The 19,480-nt window shown below is 45.2% G+C and carries 21 protein-coding genes; 7 read left to right on the top strand and 14 right to left on the bottom strand.

Annotated features, from left to right (window positions below):
- Window positions 1-7: 7 nt before the first annotated feature.
- The 8 genes from BST99_RS04415 to BST99_RS04380 form a co-directional block, all read right to left on the bottom strand.
- A complete protein-coding gene (locus BST99_RS04415) occupies window positions 8-2,425 on the bottom strand; it encodes a TonB-dependent receptor (protein ID WP_105000725.1) in 2,418 nt (805 codons plus the stop codon).
- 36 nt (window positions 2,426-2,461) lie between these two features.
- Window positions 2,462-2,761: a hypothetical protein gene (locus tag BST99_RS04410; protein ID WP_146106199.1), complete on the bottom strand. Its 300-nt coding sequence runs from the start codon at window positions 2,759-2,761 to the stop codon at window positions 2,462-2,464.
- A 17-nt stretch (window positions 2,762-2,778) separates the two neighbouring features.
- Window positions 2,779-3,084 carry a DUF6787 family protein gene (locus tag BST99_RS04405; protein ID WP_105000723.1) on the bottom strand — a complete coding sequence of 102 codons (306 nt, stop codon included), beginning with the start codon at window positions 3,082-3,084 and terminating at the stop codon, window positions 2,779-2,781.
- A gap of 31 nt (window positions 3,085-3,115) precedes the next feature.
- Window positions 3,116-3,601 (bottom strand): DUF6146 family protein, encoded by a 486-nt coding sequence (locus BST99_RS04400; RefSeq protein ID WP_105000722.1) that lies wholly within the window; start codon window positions 3,599-3,601, stop codon window positions 3,116-3,118.
- Between the two features lie 8 nt (window positions 3,602-3,609).
- Window positions 3,610-4,251, bottom strand: a complete 642-nt coding sequence (locus BST99_RS04395) for a DUF937 domain-containing protein (RefSeq protein WP_105000721.1) — start codon at window positions 4,249-4,251, stop codon at window positions 3,610-3,612.
- A gap of 75 nt (window positions 4,252-4,326) precedes the next feature.
- Window positions 4,327-5,286, bottom strand: a complete 960-nt coding sequence (locus BST99_RS04390; protein WP_105000720.1) for an NAD(P)-dependent oxidoreductase — start codon at window positions 5,284-5,286, stop codon at window positions 4,327-4,329.
- Window positions 5,286-6,350 carry a 3-phosphoserine/phosphohydroxythreonine transaminase gene (serC, locus tag BST99_RS04385; protein ID WP_105000719.1) on the bottom strand — a complete coding sequence of 355 codons (1,065 nt, stop codon included), beginning with the start codon at window positions 6,348-6,350 and terminating at the stop codon, window positions 5,286-5,288. Before serC ends, BST99_RS04390 begins: the two co-directional genes overlap by 1 nt.
- Window positions 6,351-6,404: 54 nt before the next feature.
- Window positions 6,405-7,433, bottom strand: a complete 1,029-nt coding sequence (locus tag BST99_RS04380) for an acyl-CoA reductase (RefSeq protein ID WP_105000718.1) — start codon at window positions 7,431-7,433, stop codon at window positions 6,405-6,407.
- A gap of 69 nt (window positions 7,434-7,502) precedes the next feature.
- On the opposite strand from BST99_RS04380, the gene BST99_RS04375 reads away from it, so the two are divergent.
- The 4 genes from BST99_RS04375 to BST99_RS04360 all read left to right on the top strand — a co-directional run bounded on the left by BST99_RS04375 (window position 7,503) and on the right by BST99_RS04360 (window position 13,528).
- Entirely contained in the window at window positions 7,503-7,856 is a 354-nt protein-coding gene (locus BST99_RS04375; RefSeq protein WP_105000717.1) for a 4Fe-4S dicluster domain-containing protein, read from the top strand.
- 41 nt (window positions 7,857-7,897) lie between these two features.
- Window positions 7,898-8,992, top strand: coding sequence for a redox-regulated ATPase YchF (gene ychF / locus BST99_RS04370; RefSeq protein WP_105000716.1), 1,095 nt, complete (start codon window positions 7,898-7,900; stop codon window positions 8,990-8,992).
- Between the two features lie 119 nt (window positions 8,993-9,111).
- Window positions 9,112-10,965, top strand: a complete 1,854-nt coding sequence (locus BST99_RS04365) for a DNA topoisomerase IV subunit B (protein WP_105000715.1) — start codon at window positions 9,112-9,114, stop codon at window positions 10,963-10,965.
- A complete protein-coding gene (locus tag BST99_RS04360; RefSeq protein ID WP_105000714.1) occupies window positions 10,958-13,528 on the top strand; it encodes a DNA gyrase/topoisomerase IV subunit A in 2,571 nt (856 codons plus the stop codon). The genes BST99_RS04365 and BST99_RS04360 overlap by 8 nt, the downstream gene beginning before the upstream one ends.
- On the opposite strand, the gene BST99_RS04355 is transcribed toward BST99_RS04360, so the two are convergent.
- Window positions 13,520-14,338 carry a TerC family protein gene (locus BST99_RS04355; RefSeq protein ID WP_105000713.1) on the bottom strand — a complete coding sequence of 273 codons (819 nt, stop codon included), beginning with the start codon at window positions 14,336-14,338 and terminating at the stop codon, window positions 13,520-13,522. The two genes, BST99_RS04360 and BST99_RS04355, sit on opposite strands and share 9 nt — an antisense overlap.
- A 2-nt stretch (window positions 14,339-14,340) precedes the next feature.
- Window positions 14,341-14,724: a DNA topoisomerase IV gene (locus BST99_RS04350; RefSeq protein ID WP_146106198.1), complete on the bottom strand. Its 384-nt coding sequence runs from the start codon at window positions 14,722-14,724 to the stop codon at window positions 14,341-14,343.
- 168 nt (window positions 14,725-14,892) lie between these two features.
- Here BST99_RS04350 and BST99_RS04345 point away from each other — a divergent pair, with 168 nt between their 5' ends.
- Both BST99_RS04345 and BST99_RS04340 read left to right on the top strand, forming a co-directional pair.
- Window positions 14,893-15,840: a M14 family zinc carboxypeptidase gene (locus BST99_RS04345; RefSeq protein WP_105000711.1), complete on the top strand. Its 948-nt coding sequence runs from the start codon at window positions 14,893-14,895 to the stop codon at window positions 15,838-15,840.
- Between the two features lie 120 nt (window positions 15,841-15,960).
- Window positions 15,961-16,443 (top strand): Lrp/AsnC family transcriptional regulator, encoded by a 483-nt coding sequence (locus BST99_RS04340; protein ID WP_105000710.1) that lies wholly within the window; start codon window positions 15,961-15,963, stop codon window positions 16,441-16,443.
- Here BST99_RS04340 and BST99_RS04335 read toward each other — a convergent pair.
- From BST99_RS04335 to BST99_RS04330, 3 genes are all read right to left on the bottom strand, one after another.
- Entirely contained in the window at window positions 16,440-16,751 is a 312-nt protein-coding gene (locus BST99_RS04335; RefSeq protein WP_245916175.1) for a hypothetical protein, read from the bottom strand. The genes BST99_RS04340 and BST99_RS04335 overlap by 4 nt on opposite strands.
- 93 nt (window positions 16,752-16,844) lie before the next feature.
- The gene (locus BST99_RS14775) at window positions 16,845-16,979 is read right to left on the bottom strand and encodes a hypothetical protein (RefSeq protein ID WP_262494646.1); all 135 of its coding nucleotides are present in this window, start codon (window positions 16,977-16,979) and stop codon (window positions 16,845-16,847) included.
- Window positions 16,979-17,917, bottom strand: a complete 939-nt coding sequence (locus tag BST99_RS04330; RefSeq protein ID WP_245916174.1) for a 3-dehydroquinate synthase — start codon at window positions 17,915-17,917, stop codon at window positions 16,979-16,981. The genes BST99_RS14775 and BST99_RS04330 overlap by 1 nt, the downstream gene beginning before the upstream one ends.
- 72 nt (window positions 17,918-17,989) lie before the next feature.
- On the opposite strand from BST99_RS04330, the gene BST99_RS04325 reads away from it, so the two are divergent.
- Window positions 17,990-19,156, top strand: a complete 1,167-nt coding sequence (locus BST99_RS04325) for a proline dehydrogenase family protein (protein ID WP_105000709.1) — start codon at window positions 17,990-17,992, stop codon at window positions 19,154-19,156.
- Here BST99_RS04325 and BST99_RS04320 read toward each other — a convergent pair.
- Window positions 19,148-19,405, bottom strand: coding sequence for a hypothetical protein (locus BST99_RS04320; RefSeq protein ID WP_146106196.1), 258 nt, complete (start codon window positions 19,403-19,405; stop codon window positions 19,148-19,150). The genes BST99_RS04325 and BST99_RS04320 overlap by 9 nt on opposite strands.
- Between the last annotated feature and the right edge of the window lie 75 nt (window positions 19,406-19,480).

Raw genomic sequence — 19,480 nt, 5'->3', positions numbered from 1 at the left:
TAAGGAATTAATAATTGAATTTTAATTGTAATTGAATATTTCGGCCCAAATCGTCCGCAAAGAATCGCTGACGATTCAGGTAATTTCTGAATTGGGTATTTAACAAGTTTGTTCCGGCCAAACTCAATTGAACACTGCCCTTTGCCAAGGGCCACTGCCAACTGGCCTGCGCACTCAACAAGACATAAGCGTCAGGAGCATCATTGATCCTGAGTAGTACATTGGATTGTATATTCGGTGACAACACCTCAATATTGGCAGGTGTTCTTGTTTGCTGGAATACGTATTCCCCTTGCACTTCGAACTTGAAAGAATGCCATTGTGGAAGATCGAATTGCAAGCGGTGATTGGTATTGATTGGAGGCATATTGATCAAAGGAATATCTTGGCTCTGATCTTGTCCATAGAGGTAGCTGAATTGGTGAATTGACGTCCAATGAGGATGCCATTGTTTTTCAATTTGCAGATCCAGACCGGCCAAGAGGGCATCGGTTTGACGGTAGCTCCAAACGGGGAATGCTCCTCTAATAGTAAATTCTACACCAGTAGGTTCGAGTAGTATAAAATCATTTACATAGTTTATATAAGGTTCAATGATCCAACTCCAAGAACTTGAAGACTGTTGCCAACTCGCCGTTAGCTTTTTGGATTGTTCACTTTGAATTCTCAGGTCCCCCAATTCTATTCGAGCAGCAGAGTGGTGCAGACCATCGCTAAACAATTCACTGGGGTTGGGGGCTCTTTGTGCACATGTAAAGTTCAATCGGAATTCGCGGTCATTGTCAGGTTTAAACTGATATCCTGCACTCCAGCTGTAGTTGTGGTAATCCAATACGGGATTAACCAAGAGTTGGGTTCCCAAATCCTCGATGATCCGATCCCCGAACTCTTCCTGATAACCTCTTTCTTCCCAACGGGAGGTGATGTAAAACTTTTTTGCGTCGATCTGACTGTAATCGTAGCGGACCCCGAGATCTATACTGTGCTTGTCTTTCCAACGATAGACATGAGTTAAATAGGCCCCCGCTTCAACCCGTTGATAATCGGGAATTAGACGCCGCACCCCCGTCTCCGGATTCGGAAAATTCTCTTGGTATCGCCCAAGAATTCCAGCCTCCCAAAGCTTGTTGGGATTAGAATCTTTTTTGAAATCTGCTTGAATAGTGTGGGTGGTCAACTCCAGGTCTATGGCTGGCTTATTGCGATCGTCACCTACGCGAATATCGAACTCAAATCTCCTGTTGGATTGAAAATCATAACTTAAATCCATTCGCCCAACACGCTCAAAACGCTTGTAATAGACGATACGTCCCAAGTGGTGAGTCACTCTTTGCCTAGGGGTATTTATCTCGTAGGTAAAAGGATGGATTACTTCTGGCTGCCCACTGTTTATACTGCGAATCAAGTCGTCAACATTACCAATATGCGATGCTCGCAGAATACCGATAGAACTTGCAAAGTACTTGTAATCGAAAGTGATTCCTTGTTGAATTTCTTGCTTGCCAATCCGCAAGGCCGCTGCTCCTTGACGGATACCGGTATTGCTCAAAACATAGTCAGGGGCCTCCATATCTCCCAGGATCTTATAACTACCCTGAACTTGAGCAAACCAATTTTTCTCAAAGACCTGGGTGATCCTATTGCTCACTGTTCCACCTCGTCCATTGGATTGCATGGAGATTAAGGCCTTACCGCTAAGCCCTGGAGAATCAATCTTCAATTGGTCTGGTTGCAGGAGAATAATACCCCCTAGGGCGTCACCACCATACCGCAAACTGGCTGCTCCTTTGACAACAGTTACATTCGACACAGCATTGATATCGACATTGGGAGCGTGTTCGTCTCCCCATTCCATATCCTGCATGCGCACACCGTTATTTAAAATAAGTACCCGACTTCCCGTGAGTCCATGAATACTGGGTTTAGAAATCTGCGCTCCTGTATTTAAGGTGTTAACACCCGTTATTTCTTTTAATGCTTCTCCTAAGGTCCCGGAGCTGTACTGCTCCAATATTCCTTCGTTCAATTTTCTTTCTAAGGCAGATCGGGTTTCTTCTTTTTGTTTGCTTCCAAAAACTTCAACCTCCTTTAACTCTTCGAAATGATGTTCCAGAACAAATGTTTGAGAAAGATTCTTCCTGATCACTATTTCTTGAGTGATCGGACGGCATTCAGGATGACTGACCACGACGGTATACTTTCCAGGGCAGAGCTCAGACAGCAAGAATGCACCCCCGTCGGTAGTCGAAACCGATTGCAGGAGCTCTTGTGAGCCGGGACGATAGAGTTCCAGCACGGCCTTACTCAAATGGAGTTGGCTGTGAAAATCCACAACTTTTCCGCTAAATTGAAGGGTACAGGGTGAATCCTGAACCGGAGGTGCCCACAGCAATATAACTGCAGTGAGCAACTGAAATAACTGCATGCTTTTTTACTTTAGATTCTTTTGGACGAAGGGAATCTAAAGGAAAGGAGGAGGACGGCTGTTGGGCCGCTCCTTGAAGGAGGAAGCGGTCTGTGTTAAAAGTAGTACGGCAGGCTCCAAGTGAACCAGCGTGCGAAGAGGCTCTTTTACTTGATCCTGAGAAGGGAGTAGGAAAGCCTCCTCTTGTTGGTTTTCCTGCACCTGACAAACCAAGCAAATTTCATCACAGGAATCGTCACCGTCAAAGAGATGCGTAATTTCATGCCCATTGATCAAAGTGAGGACCATGGGGAGATAAAAAAGACAAACCAATAAAGACTTCTTTATCCAATGCATAAGCCTTAAAATTAGCTTTATTCAGGGAATAGAAAGCCCAAGCCTAATCTTTTTAACATTTTTTTTTCAAAATTCCAGAAAAAGCGGAATTGGCCGAATAACCAACCAAAAGCCACCAACAGTACCTGGTAGATCGGGAAGATGAGTAATACCCGCACCGGCCAATAAATCCATCCGGAGACATTTTCAGGACGCAGTCCGAGTAAGGAGGTGAGTGGCGCAGCTAATTTTGCAGCAGAACTTCCGGTGACTGCAAAGACAACCAGGATGACAACAACTTGAAAATTAGAGGATATTCCCCAACGCTCTTTTAACTTCTCCATTCTTCGCTAAAACAGCTGCAAAACTAGGGAATTATATTCGAGGAACGAAAGGCCCTAAACGCTGTTTGTATTTGCGCTGGAAATAAATAAAGTAATTGTAAAGCTTGTAATTAACTTCATAACCGTAATCAATTCCCGGTTCGTAATTGATTTGCATGAGATACAAGTTGGGGTCGGCATTGTAGAGACCCAAAGCCCGTTGATTCCAATTTAATACATAGAGCTGATTGCGGCTTTCTAAAAAAGCTTGGTCGTAATAGCCTTCAGGACGGGCGATCGACTTTAACCAGGTGTAGAAGCCCGGATCAATGATGATGATTTCGTATTCACTCTCTTCATCTCCGATCCGAACTTCTCCTTCACCTGTTGCGTTAAAAGCCTGTTCTTCGGCTTGGCTTATAGATAAAGGGGTGCTTTCGTTCAACTCCTCTGTTTGATTCACTTGTTTACTCGATGAGCATGCACTAAAAAGTACAAGCACTACAATCACACTCCAAATATTGTTAACCCTTTTCATAAGCTGTTTTATTTTCCAAAAAGACCTCCAAGCATTCCGCCAAGACCTCCTGAATTTCCTTTGTCTCCTTTTAATAACATTCCAGCAATATCATCGATCATGCTGCCATCGTTATCGGCATCCAATAAGGATTCGATAAGACTTTGGTTTTGGTTGGCTTGAGCCCCTCCGCCAAGAAGGCCTCCGAGCATATCCCCTAAACCATTTTGTTCGCTGACTTGTTGACTGCGTTGTTGCTTACCCAAATATCCTAGAAGGATAGGAGCAGCAATTTTTAAAATCTGTGAAATACTCCCAGCGTCCATTCCTGACTTCTGACTGAGCGCCTGTTCAACTCGAGGTTGACGGTTTCCTAAAATATGACCGAGAATACCCGCTCCATCATCCATCACCGACTGGTCAACTCCGCCTCCAAAGAGACCTCCCAAATCATCAAGTATACTTCCGTCGTGTTTCCCATTTAAGGCCCCTAGCAACCCGCTCGCTCCTTCTGAAGACGAGGCGTTGCGCTTCATGGCCCCAGTTAAAATGGGCAAAGCCATCGTTAAAATCTCAGCCGTTTTATTTTCGGACTGATTTGTTTGTCCAGCAACACCTTGGATGATTTGCTTTCCTGCGCTGCTGTTGAGTAGGTCTAAAATTCCTGACATAGTGTTTTCTATATAGGTAATGTTTGTGTTTTTTAAAAGGTACAAAAACCATTCCGAAAACAGAGAATGCTCTCCTTATTCCGCAAAGGCCTTGATCTGAGCGACAATTTTTTCCCCAATCCGGTTTTGGGATTCGATAGTCGAACCTCCAATGTGGGGACTCAAGGACATATTGGGCTGCATTAATAGCGCAATACTGGGTTGAGGCTCTTGTTCAAAGACATCCAAAGCAGCAAAAGAAATATTACCGGCTTCCAGTTTTTCGGCCAAGGCCAGCTCATCAATCAATCCTCCCCGAGCCGCATTGATCAACACCGCACCCTGCTTCATTTGATCCAACTCTTTACGTCCAATCAAATAATCGGCTTGCTTGGGCGTATGCAAACTGACACAGTCGGACTCGGCAAGCAATTCATTTAGTGGACGGTATTCGACCTCAAAGGAAATCTTTTGCCCATCCGCAAACTCCAGCTCCATTTTTTTTGTTTCTGAAGAGCGGTCAAAGTAAATCACCCGCATGCCCATCCCAAAGGCTTTTTGAGCAAGGCACTGACCTATTCTTCCAAAACCAATAATTCCCATGGTTCTTCCGCTTAATTCACGGCCTTTAGCAAAGCGCTTTTTCAAGGCTTTAAAATGCTGATCTCCTTCCAAGGGCATATCCCGATTGGATTGATGTAGCATTCTGTAACCTGTGAGCAGGTGAGCCATCACCAACTCCGCTACAGCATTGGCTGATGCTCCCGGAGTATTTTGTACCAAAATGTCGTTCTCCTTCGCGGCAACCCGATCAATATTATCTAAGCCCACACCGGCACGAATAACCAACCGAAGACTTTCGGCCCCCTCTAAAATCTCCTTGTTCACTTGGGTCGCACTTCGAACAATAAGTACGTCGACTTTTTCTCGGTTGAGGAAGAACAGCAGTTGCTCTTGTGCCACCTTGATATCCAAGACCTCAAAACCGGCTTCTTTTAGTGAGGATTGAGCGGATTCTGCCAAACCATCGTTGGCCAGTATTTTAAGTTTCTGCATTAGCCTTTTCTTTCTAATTCACTCATGATATCGACCAGAACACCGACACTGTCCATCCCTAAAGCATTGTACATAGAGGCACGGTAACCTCCTACAGACCGGTGACCTTTGATCCCGTTGATTCCAGCCGATTCACAAGCCTTCTCAAATACCGGTTTCAACTCGTCAACCGTAATATCGAAGGTCGCATTCATAACAGAACGATCTTCCTTTTCGGCAAAACCAGTAAAAACAGGATTGAGATCCAATTCCGAATAGAAGAGATTCGCTTTCCGCTCATTTACTTCTTCAATCGCGGCGATTCCTCCTTGTTCTTTAAGCCAACGCAAGGTCAACAGAGAGGTATAAACCGGAAAGACAGGAGGTGTATTGAACATACTGTCCTTGGACACATGGGTCTTGTAATTGAGCATGCTCGGAACTTCCCGAGCCATTTTATCGAGCAGTTCCTCTTTAACCACGACCAAGGTAGCCCCGGCAGGCCCCATATTCTTTTGTGCTCCGGCGTAGATCAAATCAAATTGACTAAAGGCGAGTTCCCGAGAAAAGATATCAGAACTCATATCGCAAATTAAAGGGGAGTTGGTCTTTGGGAATTCCTTGAACTGGGTTCCAAAAATGGTGTTGTTGGATGTCAAGTGTACATAATCCAAACCTTCAGGAATAGTGTATCCTTTTGGGATGTAGGCAAAATTTTTGTCTTTGGAAGAGGCCAATTCAAGGACCTCTCCAAAAAACCCCGCCTCCTTCATCGCCTTGCTACTCCAGGTACCGGTATTTACATAACCGCCTCGGGTATTCAAAAAATTATAGGCGACCATCAGGAATTGAGTGCTCGCACCGCCTTGTAAGAAGAGGGCTTGGTAGCCTTTACCTTCTAGTCCTAACATCTCCAAGGCAAGGCTCCTGGCTTCTTCCATTATAGATACAAAAGCCGGACTTCTATGAGAGATTTCAATTAGCGAAAGTCCACTGCCATCCAAATCTTGCACGGCCTCTGCCGCTTGTAAAAGGACTGACTTTGGCAAGATACAGGGACCTGCGCTAAAGTTGTGTTTTTTCATGGTTCTGTTTTGCTGTAAAGTTCAGCATTTGCCAGAAGATAGAAAAGTCCGAACTCAAAGGGACGATAAGAAATCGATGGTGTTCTTACCATCGGCATAGGTGTTAAGGGCCGGGTTTTGGGTCGTTCCAAAGGGGATGGTTGCCCAACGGAGGTCCTCTTGGTAAGCCTGATCAGCCACGACGCACTGCAGGTTTTCTTCTTCCCGTTTGAGTTTCTCCGCCACCATTTCGAGTTCCGAGTAGTAAGAATAATGAATGGTCGAAAGGGCAGAGGCATTGTCTTCCTTCTCTAAGAAGAGTAAGGGGCCGATCTCGGTAAAAGGGATTTGGTTCATCAACAAGACGGTACGGTGGTAGTGAAAGTTGTTACCGAATTTATTGTGGTCCGTTAAGCTCTTCTGTTGCTCCAGAATATCACCCAAACGGCCGAAATCAAACCCTTTAGGGACCCAAAGTTTAGAAACGCTACGGCACCCCAGTCCAAAATAGTCCAACATATCCCTGCACAGACCTTCCAACTGCTCATCGGTTTCCTCACCCGAGAGAACGGCCACCGAACTGCGGTTCTTTCTTATTATATTGGGTTTATCCTTAAAGTAATATTCGAAGTATCGGCTGGTGTTGTTGCTTCCGGTTGCGATGACCGCATCAAAATCTCCCAGACGCTCAGTGGTAAATTGAACACGCCCTGACCACTCCGCATCTACTTTCCCAAGCAATTCCACTAAATAGGGCAGCAGTCGGCGGTCTTGACTAGAGAGTTTTACCAATACACGGTTCCCTGTGGCCAAGCAAGAGACCAAGTCATGCATCCCCACAAGGGGAATATTTCCGGCTAGAATCAGTGCGATTTTCTTTGGAGAAGAAGTAGTCACCCTGTCCTTTAACCAGGATTCCAAATGGTCAGCGTGTAAATGCTCCGCCCAATAAGTAAGAGCTTGCTTCTGAAAAACCTCTGTAAACCAGGGATTCTCTGCCTTGGTTCTGGCCAGTAGCTCCAGAAAGGCTGGTTTTTCTTCCTTTAAAGACTGATGAATGAGGCGACCCCAATCGTGTAAGACGGTAATTGGCTGTTTTTGCACTACTTCTGAATTTGTAGACTACAGTTCTCTCCTGTATTTTGTACAAAATAGGGCCGAAAAAGAGATATTATGGCAATCATTATAACGGACGAATGCATTAATTGCGGAGCTTGCGAGCCCGAGTGCCCCAATACGGCAATCTATGAGGGTGCTGATGAATGGCGCTACAGCGATGGAACTTCCCTGAAAGGACAGGTCGTTTTTCCGGCCGGTCATCAAGTGGACGCCGATGCTATACAAACACCCATCAGTGACGAAATCTACTACATCGCCCCTGATAAGTGTACCGAATGTCAAGGGTTTCACGAAGAACCGCAGTGCGCCGCCGTATGCCCTGTCGATTGTTGCGTTCCCGATGAAGATCGTGTGGAAACCGTAGAGGAATTATTGGCCAAACAAAGCTTGATGCACCCGGACGATTAAGTCGTCTTCAACTGCTATATTTGCGGTCTTAAAATGAACCCATGAAAGCAGGAATTGTTGGTTTACCCAACGTAGGGAAGTCTACCTTGTTCAATTGTTTATCCAACGCAAAGGCGCAAAGCGCTAATTTTCCGTTCTGCACCATTGAACCCAATATTGGTGTTGTACAAGTACCTGATACCCGTCTTGAAAAATTAGAAGAACTGGTCCAACCAGAAAAGGTCATTCCGGCTACTGTTGAAATTGTAGACATTGCTGGACTGGTCAAGGGAGCGAGCAAGGGGGAAGGACTTGGGAATCAATTCCTGGGTAACATTCGCGAAACAGACGCCATACTTCATGTACTGCGCTGTTTTGATAACGACAATATCGTTCACGTAGATGGCTCGGTCGATCCTATCCGGGACAAAGAAACCATCGACATGGAACTACAGCTCAAAGACCTGGAAAGTGTCGAGAAAAAGCTGGAAAAAGTGGGTCGTGCGGCTAGAACAGGGAACAAGGAAGCACAAAAAGAAGCCGATATTCTCAAAGGTCTTCAAGAGCACCTTCTCGCTGGAAATTCGGTTCGTTCCTTCGAAATCTCAGAAGAAGACAAGGCCGAATTCATCCAACCCCTTCAACTCATTACCGATAAACCGGTGATGTATGTCTGCAATGTTGATGAAGGATCCGCAGTTAGCGGAAATTCTTATGTAGAGCGAGTGAAGGCTGCTGTTGCGAATGAACAGGCCGAAGTACTTGTATTGGCCGTGGGAACTGAAGCCGACATCACCGAATTAGAGAGCTACGAGGAACGCCAAATGTTCCTAGAAGACCTCGGTTTAGAGGAAGCCGGAGCTTCCAAGTTGATCCGCTCTGCTTATGCTTTGCTCGATCGCGAAACCTATTTTACCGCCGGGCCCAAGGAGGTTCGTGCTTGGACTATTCCCGCTGGAGCGACGGCTCCCGAGGCTGCAGGAGTGATTCATACCGACTTTGAAAAAGGCTTTATCCGAGCTGAAGTGATTGCCTTTAGTGATTATGTAAGCCTGGGAAGTGAAGCCAAGGTCAAGGAAGCGGGAAAAATGCGCGTAGAAGGCAAGGAATACACCGTCAAAGATGGAGATGTAATGCACTTCCGTTTTAATGTTTAAGACTCCCGGTTTTAATTGCAAATGATCCGCCAGAATATCAACAATGGTGGGCTTTTCTTGTTGATTACTTTCCCTTGAGAACCTTCTCTGTTTAGGGACTTCCGCTTATATTCGCTATAATGTCTCAAACACAGTATACCGAAGATAATATACGCTCCCTCGACTGGCGGGAACACATCCGTATGCGCCCGGGAATGTACATCGGGAAACTAGGGGATGGGTCTTCAGCCGACGACGGAATTTATATCCTCCTTAAAGAGGTCATCGATAACTGCATCGATGAATTTGTCATGGGTGCCGGAAAAACCATCGAGATCAAAATCGATGCCGATAAAGTCAACGTGCGCGATTATGGTCGTGGTATTCCCTTGGGGAAGGTCGTGGATGTTGTATCAAAAATGAACACCGGAGGGAAGTATGACTCCCGGGCGTTCAAAAAGTCCGTTGGTCTGAATGGTGTTGGTACCAAGGCTGTCAATGCACTTTCCAGTCATTTCAAGGTCGAGTCCACACGAGATGGGCAAACCAAGACGGCGGAGTTCTCAACCGGTGAACTTACTTCGGAGGAACAGAAGGAATCGACCAAACGCCGCGGTACCTTGGTCAGCTTTAGCCCTGACTCCACCATCTTTAAGAATTTTCGATATCGCGCGGAGTATGTGGAGCGCATGCTCAAGAACTATGTCTACCTGAACCCCGGGCTGACTATTGTTTTTAATGGCGAAAAATATGTGTCCAAGGATGGTTTAAAGGATTTGTTGCACGACAACAACTCCATTGAAGATTTTCTCTATCCGGTCATTCACCTCAAAGGGGATGATATTGAATTGGCCATGACCCATAGCCGAACCCAGTACAACGAAGAGTACCATTCCTTTGTCAACGGACAGCACACCACCCAAGGGGGAACCCACCAGGCGGCGTTTCGGGAGGCTATCGTTAAAACGATTCGGGAATTCTACGGCAAAAACTACGAGGCCTCCGATATTCGAAAGTCCATCATTTCTGCGATTTCCATCAAAGTCATGGAACCGGTCTTTGAAAGCCAGACCAAGACCAAATTGGGTTCAACTGAAATGGGAGGGGGCTTACCAACCGTGCGTACCTATATCAATGACTTTGTCGGCCACCACCTCGACAACTTTTTACACAAAAACAGTGAGACGGCGGAGGCGATTCAGCGGAAGATCATCCAGGCAGAACGAGAACGGAAAGAGCTTTCGGGCATTAGAAAGCTAGCGAGAGAACGCGCGAAAAAGGCCAGTCTCCACAACAAAAAACTTCGGGATTGCCGGGTACATTTGACGAACTTAAAGAACGACCGTCGTCTCGAAACCACTCTGTTTATTACGGAGGGGGATTCCGCTTCGGGTTCCATTACCAAGAGTCGAGATGTGAATACCCAAGCGGTATTCAGCTTGCGCGGTAAGCCCTTAAATTCCTATGGAATGAGCAAGAAGATTGTCTACGAAAACGAAGAATTCAATCTCTTACAAGCGGCCCTCAATATCGAGGATTCCATGGAAGACTTGCGCTACAACAATATTGTGATTGCCACGGATGCCGATGTGGATGGAATGCACATCCGCCTGTTGTTGATCACCTTTTTCCTGCAATTTTTCCCTGAACTGATCAAGGAAAACCATTTGTACATTTTGCAGACCCCTTTGTTCCGGGTACGCAACAAAACAAAAACCTTTTACTGTTATTCGGATGAGGAGAAGGCAAAAGCTATTGCAGAGCTTCGAGGCAACCCGGAGATCACCCGCTTCAAAGGATTGGGGGAGATTTCACCAAACGAATTCAAGATGTTTATCGGGGAAGACATTCGTCTTGAACCGGTGATGTTGGATAAAGCCTTGAGCATAGAAGAATTACTGAAATTTTACATGGGCAAAAACACGCCCGACCGTCAGGAGTTTATCATAGACAACCTGAAAGTGGAGTTGGATTTGGTGGAAGAAAATGAGTGAGAACAAAATGACTTCAGAAGAAGGTAGCCTGACCAGGGTCACTGGCATGTATAAGGATTGGTTCTTGGATTACGCCTCCTATGTAATCTTGGAACGGGCCGTTCCCGCTTTGGAGGACGGTTTTAAGCCTGTTCAGCGCCGGATCATGCACGCTTTGCGTGAATTAGACGATGGTCGCTACAACAAGGTTGCCAATGTCGTCGGTCACACCATGCAGTTTCACCCACACGGTGACGCCAGTATTTATGACGCCATGGTGCAAATCGGTCAAAAAGATTTGCTCATTGACACCCAAGGGAACTGGGGAAACATCCTAACCGGTGATGGGGCGGCAGCGGCACGATACATTGAAGCCCGTTTGTCCAAATTCGCCCTGGAAGTAGTCTTTAGTCCAAAGATTACCGAATGGCAGCTCTCTTACGACGGCCGTAAAAAGGAACCCGTTCACTTACCGGTTAAGTTTCCACTTTTACTCGCTCAAGGAGCGGAAGGGATTGCGGTGGGTCTATCCACCAAACTCTTACCGCACAACTTCAATGAACTGATCGATGCCAGTATCAGTTACCTCAAAGGGAGATCTTTCACTTTGTATCCCGATTTCCCAACGGCAGGGATCATCGATGTTAGCCAGTACAACAAAGGCTCTAGGGGAGGAAAGATCCGGGTACGGGCACGCATCGAACAAAAAGAAAAGAACCTCTTGGTGATCAAAGAAATTCCCTTTGGCACCAACACCTCTTCCCTAAAGGATTCCATATTAAAGGCCAATGAAAAGGGAAAGATCAAGATCAAGAAGATTGAAGACAATACGGCCGCCGATGTAGAAATTCTGGTGTACCTCCCTTCCGGTATCTCGCCAGACAAAACAATCGATGCCTTATACGCCTTTACTTCCTGCGAAAGCTCTATTTCTCCCTTGGCTTGTGTTATTCAAGACAACAAGCCGGTGTTTACGGACGTCCACAGCATGCTCAAGGATTCTGCGGACAGAACACTGGGCTTGCTCAAACGGGAATTAGAGATTCAGTTGGATGAGCTAGAAGAGCAGTGGCACTTCGCTAACCTCGAGCGCATCTTCATTGAAAACCGCATTTATCGAGATATTGAAGAGGAAGAAACCTGGGAAGGCGTAATCTCGGCTATAGAAAAAGGTCTGCATCCTCATATCGGTAATTTACGCCGCGAAGTCACGCGGGACGACATTATTCGCCTTACCGAAATACGGATCAAACGGATCTCTAAATTCGATTTGGACAAGGCCCAGCAATTGATTGAGAGCCTGGACGAAAAGATCAAAGAAACCCTTCATCACCTGGACAACCTGGTGGACTATACGGTAGACTACTTCAAGTCCTTGAAAAAACGATACGGGGAAGGCCGAGAGCGTAAATCCGAAATTCGCGTTTTCGATGATATCGAAGCGACCAAAGTGGTTATTCGCAATACCAAACTCTATATGAATAGGGAAGAGGGCTTCATCGGGACCTCTTTGCGGAAAGACGAGTATGTCACCGACTGCAGTGATATTGATGACATCATCGTATTCACCAAGAATGGACAAATGATGGTGACACGGGTCGATTCCAAAACCTTTATTGGCAAGAACATCATTCATGCCGGAGTCTTCAAGAAAAAAGACAGCCGAACGGTTTACAATATGATCTACCGTTCCATGAAGGGTGGCCCTACCTATATCAAACGTTTTAGCGTTACGGGGGTTACCCGGGACAAGGCATACGCCCTAACCGGTGACAAGCCCAGTGCCGAAGTGCTCTACTTTAGTGCGAACCCGAACGGAGAGGCCGAAATCATCTCGGTCTTACTCCGGCAATCCGGAAGCATTAAAAAACTAAAGTGGGATCTGGATTTTGCGGATGTCCTGATCAAAGGACGTGCTTCTAAAGGAAACCTGGTCTCCAAATATCCGGTCAAACGCATTGAATTCAAAGAGGCCGGGGTTTCTACGCTCAAACCGCGCAATATCTGGTTTGATTCTGTGGTTGGGCGATTGAACACTGAAGGACGTGGTGAGCTGTTGGGCGCATTCAAAGGGGAAGACCTCTTGCTGCACATTCAGCCCAATGGAGTGGTCAAGACGCAGCAACCTGATATGAATTTGCGTTTTGACAGCGACTTTTTAGTCCTGGAAAAATGGAATCCACAAAAACCGATTTCTGTAGTCTATTACGAAGGAGAGCGGCAGAAATACTACCTCAAGCGATTCCTCATTGAACAAGGCGAAAAAGAAGAATTGGTCCTATCAGAACACCCCGGTTCCAAACTGGAATGGGTATCGACCGATTGGCGCCCCATGATCTCCATAGACTTTCCTAAACCCAAAGGGAAAGACCCAAAAGCTCCTCTAGAGGTGAATGTAGAAGAGTTTATTGCCCTAAAAGGCTTAAAAGCGCTCGGAAACCAACTCTCTTCTGAGAAGATCAAAAAGATCAATTCACTGGAATCTCTTCCTTACGAAGAAGAAGCCGAGGCTCCAGCAGAACAAATTGAAGTGGTAGACGAAGAGTCTGTAGATGGAAAAGAAGAACAGGGAAGCTTATTCTGAATCCTTTTCTTCTAGCTGTTGCGGCGCTTTATTTCTTTTCATTCGCATATCCAGGAACTCCACCATTAGAGAGAATGCAATAGCGAAATAGAGATAGCCTTTAGGAATGCTCCCTACTTCTTGATCAAATACCACCAAATGCGAGAGGTGGGCAGCTTCTGCGATGAGCATAAATCCAATCAAGATCAAAAAAGAAAGCCCCAGAACCTGAATAGAAGGGTGTCTGTTGACGAAATCCCCCACTGGATTGGCGAATAACATCATGATCAGTACCGAAATCACAACAGCAATGATCATGAGGATCAAGGCATCATTGGGGTCCGGAGAAATTCCGTTGGTCATTCCTATCGCGGTTAGGATGGAATCAAAAGAGAATACAATATTGATGATGGTAATTTGAACAATCGCCTTGCTCCAGGAGGTGGAGCGTGTTTTTTTGACTTCTCTTTCGTCATGCCCACGGTCTTCTACCTTCTCGTGAATTTCTTTGGTACTCTTATAGAGCAAGAACAAACCACCCGCAAAGAGTATAAGCGCTTGCCAGCTGATGGCCCCATGAATCCAATCTTGTTCTAAGACCCAAAAGGGTTTTTTGAGCGCAGTCAACCAAGTAATTCCAAAAAGGAGCACAATACGCATGGCCATGGCCAAAACCAGTCCAATATTGGTAGCACTTCGGCGCTTGCCTTTTTCTAACTTACCGGCAGCAATCGAAATAAAGATGATGTTGTCTATCCCCAGAACAATTTCTAGAAAGGTCAAGGTGAGGAGTGCCATCCAGGCATCCGGGCTGGTTAATATATCAAACATGATTAGCGTTTTTTAATGGCCACACCTTTTAATGGATTCCCTTTGTCTTTGACCAAGCTGTACTCAAAGGCGTAACTTGTCTCATCCGAAGATACTATCTTAAATCGAAGGGGTTTCTCTTCTTGTTTATTTTTTGGATTGGCCATGCGCAATACAAATTCACAATCGTTAAGCCAACGCAGGTAGGAGGTGTCTCGGCGTTGCTGGTATTCTTCAATTTGAAGTTCCTCAGTTCTGGAGATTAAGGTGGAGTCCTTTTTCCCATTTTGCTCAATAATCACCCAATAGTCTCCAGTATGGTGGTCTTTACAATTTCGCTGTGGTTGCTCAACACAAGAACTCAAACATACCAACAGGACCAAAAGAACGCTTGCGCTTCTAATCACTTCCTCTAATTTTGTGGAAAATTAAGTATTTCTTACTGCTTCCAAAAACATAGACACCCTTGATTCCATCCCATCCCAGTCTAAAACTGAAGGCCCCACTACAGTCGATATATCCGTCCAGAGCATATTGCGCAATGGATCAGTGTTTCCTCATTGGACTGGAAAGTCATGGGCCTTTCAGAAGAAAACCGAGCGATCTATGCCTTAAAATGGGGTAGGGGTTCGACCAAAGTCATGATGTGGTCTCAAATGCACGGTAACGAATCCACTACTACCCGAGCCTTGGCCGACCTTATCCAAAACCTAGAAAGCGCGGGATCGAATCACCATTGGTTCGAGCAATTCAGTTTCTTACTTCTTCCTCAACTTAACCCGGATGGAGCCGAACGATTCACCAGAGTCAACGCCAATCAGGTCGATCTGAATCGAGACGCTATAGAGCAAAGCCAAAAAGAAAGCAGAGTGCTTCGGACTTGTTTTGAAGAATTTGAACCCGACTATTGCTTTAATCTTCATGACCAACGCAGCATTTTTGGAGCCGGTACCAGCGGAGAACCCGCTCAGGTTTCCTTTCTAGCTCCAGCGGCAGACCCCGATAAAGTAAAAACACCGAGTCGAACAGTCTCGGCCCATTTAATTGTAGCGATGCGAGATGCCTTGTATACGGTAATCGGAAATCAGGTAGGTCGTTATGACGACCAGTTCAATGGAAACTGTGTAGGGGATTATTTTCAATCCAAGGGAGTTCCTACCATTTTATTTGAAGCTGGTCATGCGGGAGAGGATTACCAAAGGGAAGAATGCCGCGGTTTAATCGCCTACAGTCTTGTCCATTGCCTAGATCACATTCAAAAGCTATCTCCAGATTTAGACTGGCCAGCGTCCTACGATCTCATTCCTGAAAATGAGAAAAACTTTATGGATGGGGTTATCGTAGACGGTACGGAACGCATGGGCTTTCAATACCGGGAGGAGGTTTTTAATGGCCAACTTCATTTTATTCCTGAAAAAGTAGCTGCCGACTGCGCAGCTCCTTTTTTTCACCGAGAACTTAACACGAATCGCCCAGAGGATCAGAAAGCCATCGAAGAAGTACTGACCCAATTAAAAAAATAGCCTGAATAAGGGCTTCAGTTTCAGATCCTTGATAAAAGACATTATGGTTTATGCAAAAAAAACCGGACTTTGCTGTTTTTTTTACCTCCTTTAGCTACTTTTGTTGCAAAGTTTATTAAAATGAGTAAGGTTAAACTGGACGAAATCGATCACCAAATACTCGATATGTTGATCGACAATACACGAACTCCCTTTACAGACATCGCGAAGAAACTCTTGATTTCTGCAGGGACCGTGCACGTTCGTGTGAAGAAGATGGAAGAGGCAGGGATTATCAAAGGATCTTCCTTAACCTTGGATTATGTGAAATTGGGGTACGCATTTATTGCTTACGTCGGTATCTTTTTGGAGAAGACACACCAAACCAAATTTGTGTTGGAACGCCTACAGCAAATTCCATACGTTACCGTTGCTCATATTACCACCGGTAAATTCAATATATTCTGTAAAATTCGTGCGCAGGATACAACTCATGCAAAGAACATCATCTTTAAAATCGATGATATTGAAGGGATCAGCCGTACAGAAACGATGATTTCGTTAGAAGAGAGTATCAATGACAAGAAGCGTTTGATGCACACTATCTTCAACGAACTGGGTTAGTTCTGTTCCGTTCGCGGATCTTCTTCTTCTTCGTTAAGACGTATGTCTACCGCTTCGGCTGAAGGGTTGGATTCCAATTCTTTTTCAATAGTCTCGTCAAAATTGGCAATGAAGTTCGAAAGACTTTTGCTGATCTTGACCAAGAAGAGGGTATCTGCTGTTTTCACTTCTACGGCTTCAATAATTTCACCGTTTGGCTTTTTGAGTACGATAATGTCCTCGTCTCCGTATCCGTGCGGATAAAGGTCAATCAACAGGGCCGCCACATCGCGGTCAAGTTTTTTGTAATCGATTAAAACTCGTTTCATTGTAGGCTGTAAGGGTTTGTCTTTCCTAATCTAGAAATTAATACCCTACCCCCTTTTTAAATAGTTGCGAAGCTGGAGAATTATGTAGTGAACCTAAGCAGATTTGTAGTAGTCAAATGCTGCGGCGATATCTTCGAGTTGAATTTCTTGGTCATAGACCCCTTGACCGATCTCTTTAAGGAGAGAAAAGCGCAGATTTCCCGATACATTTTTTTTATCGTGCTGCATCAAACTGCTAATAGCCTCAATTTCATCCGAAGTAAAGGTCTCCTTCTTAAAAATGCTATCAATCTTTTTTTGATCAATTCGGCATCCAAAAGGGACAACCCACATACCTTGTGAGAGAGATAGGCTTCTAGAATCATACCAATCGCTATAGCTTCTCCGTGTAGAAGAGGGGAACGCTCGGAATGATTTAAAAGAAATGATTCAATCGCATGCCCTAGCGTATGCCCAAAATTCAGGATCTTCCGAAGGCCTTTCTCTGTGGGATCTTGTCGAACGACTTCTTTTTTTATCTCTATCGAATGTTGTATGAGCTCTAATTGACTGCAGTTCTCAACAGTTAGCACATCCCAATGCCCTTTGTCCACGATCAATCCGTGTTTTAGCATCTCCACCATTCCATTATGCATCTGCCGCTCCGGCAGGGTATTTAAAAAATTCGGTAGAACTAATACAGCAATAGGTTCTTGGATAATCCCCACTTGGTTCTTCAGTATCCCTAAATCAACACCTGTTTTACCACCAACGGATGCATCGACCATGGACAATAGGGAAGTGGGTATATTGATAAAATCAATTCCTCTTTTGTAGGTGCATGCCACAAAGCCGCCCAAGTCTGTCACCACGCCTCCTCCGAGGTTAACGAGTAAACTATTTCGATCTGCCCCGCCCACAGAAAGTTCCTTCCAAAGGCTGGTGCAGGTTTCAATTGTCTTGTTGATTTCGCCGGACTTCATAACCAATAAGTGCGCATCCGCAACTTCCGGCACCCATTTTTGTAGAGCAGGCCAACAGTGGAATTGAGTTTGGTCATCGCATAACACAAAAACAGAACTGTACTGTCCAGCGGCCAATTTCTGCGAGAGAAAGGCCTGGGCCAGAGGAGGAGTAAGTATATCGGCTTGAAACTGCTCGTTCAAAACAAAGGAATTAATAGACAAATTAAAGTGATTTCCTGCATATGTTTCAACAGAAAGGCTGCTTATCTTTGTTGTCCTGCCAAATTGATAATAATGAGCCTGAATTTTGAGGATACCGCAACAGCCTTTGCATTAAAATCAGATGCCGATCTCGAGCGTGCCTATTTTTTGTTTCGTTTAATCGCAAATCAACCTTTAGTGCGTATTGGAACTGCCGTGACCAATTTTGCCCTGGATGCACAATTGCCGGTAGAAGGATTAATTCGAGCAACCGTATTTGACCATTTTTGCGGCGGCACCGATGAAAAAGATTGTATGCCGATCATAAAGCAGATGCACAATTACGGGGTTTCTTCAATCTTGGATTACTCGGTAGAAGGGAAAGAGGAAGAAGAGCAGTTTGATTTCGCTCTGCAGAAAACTCTTCGGGTGCTGGATTTTGTGGAGGAACTACAAGCCATCCCTTTTGCTGTTTTTAAACCAACGGCTTTCGGACGTATCGCTCTTTATGAAAAGGTGGGAGCTCACCCTTTAAGCCCAGAAGAAAATAGCGAATACGCCCGGGTCATTTCTCGCTTCCATCAAGCGGCTGAAAAAGCGGCGAGTAAGGAAGTCGCTCTTCTTATTGATGCAGAAGAAAGTTGGATGCAAGACGCGGCTGACGATCTGGTCTTACAGTTAATGAGAAAGTACAACACGACAGGTACTTATATCTACAATACCATACAGTTTTACCGCCACGACCGCTTGCCTTATTTAAAAAGAATCTGTGAAACGGCGCGTAATGAAGAATTTAAAATAGGGATCAAGGCTGTTCGGGGCGCTTATATGGAGAAGGAAAACGAGCGGGCAGCGGAGAAGGGAGTTCAAAGTCCAATTTGCTCGAGTAAAACGACAACGGACGAGAACTTTGATGCCGGTATTCAATTTATGATGGAAAACCTGGATGTGTTCACCATCTTCTGCGGTTCGCATAACGAGCAGAGTTCGCTTAAACTAACCGAACAAATGCAGGCCAAAGGCCTCGAAAACAACGACAGCCGGGTGTGGTTTGGGCAACTCTATGGCATGAGCGATCATATCTCATTCAATCTGGCCAAAGCTGGATACAATGTGGCTAAATACCTGCCGTATGGCCCGGTTAGAGATGTCATGCCCTATTTGATTCGACGCGCAGAAGAAAACACTTCCGTAGCCGGTCAGACCAACCGGGAATTGGAGCTCATCAAAAAAGAGCGCAAAAGAAGAAAATTAGGGTAGTGCTTTCCAATTGAGCACTTTCACTTCGGTAGAACAATTGGCAACATGCAACTGATACTGTTCCCATTCAATCCTGTATTCACCACAAGGTTCTTTTCGGGTGTCGCTTTCGCTGAACAGTATATCTCCGTCCAGGAGAGCTTCAGAAATTCCAGAGGTGTCTTTGGATTGTATATTCTCGTTGAGAACGAGTGGTTTACTTCTCAGGTCCTTTAAGACTCGACAATTAGGAAGATAACAGTATTTCACGGCCTTACCACCGTTTTTCTGCTTAAGGATAAATACCACCAATACACAACCTAAACCAACACCGAAAAGATAAAA

This window comes from Aureicoccus marinus, assembly GCF_002954325.1.
Lineage (GTDB): Bacteria > Bacteroidota > Bacteroidia > Flavobacteriales > Flavobacteriaceae > Aureicoccus > Aureicoccus marinus.
The sequence above is the reverse complement of the archived record's forward strand: the minus strand, read 5'-3'. Positions and strand labels throughout refer to the sequence as shown.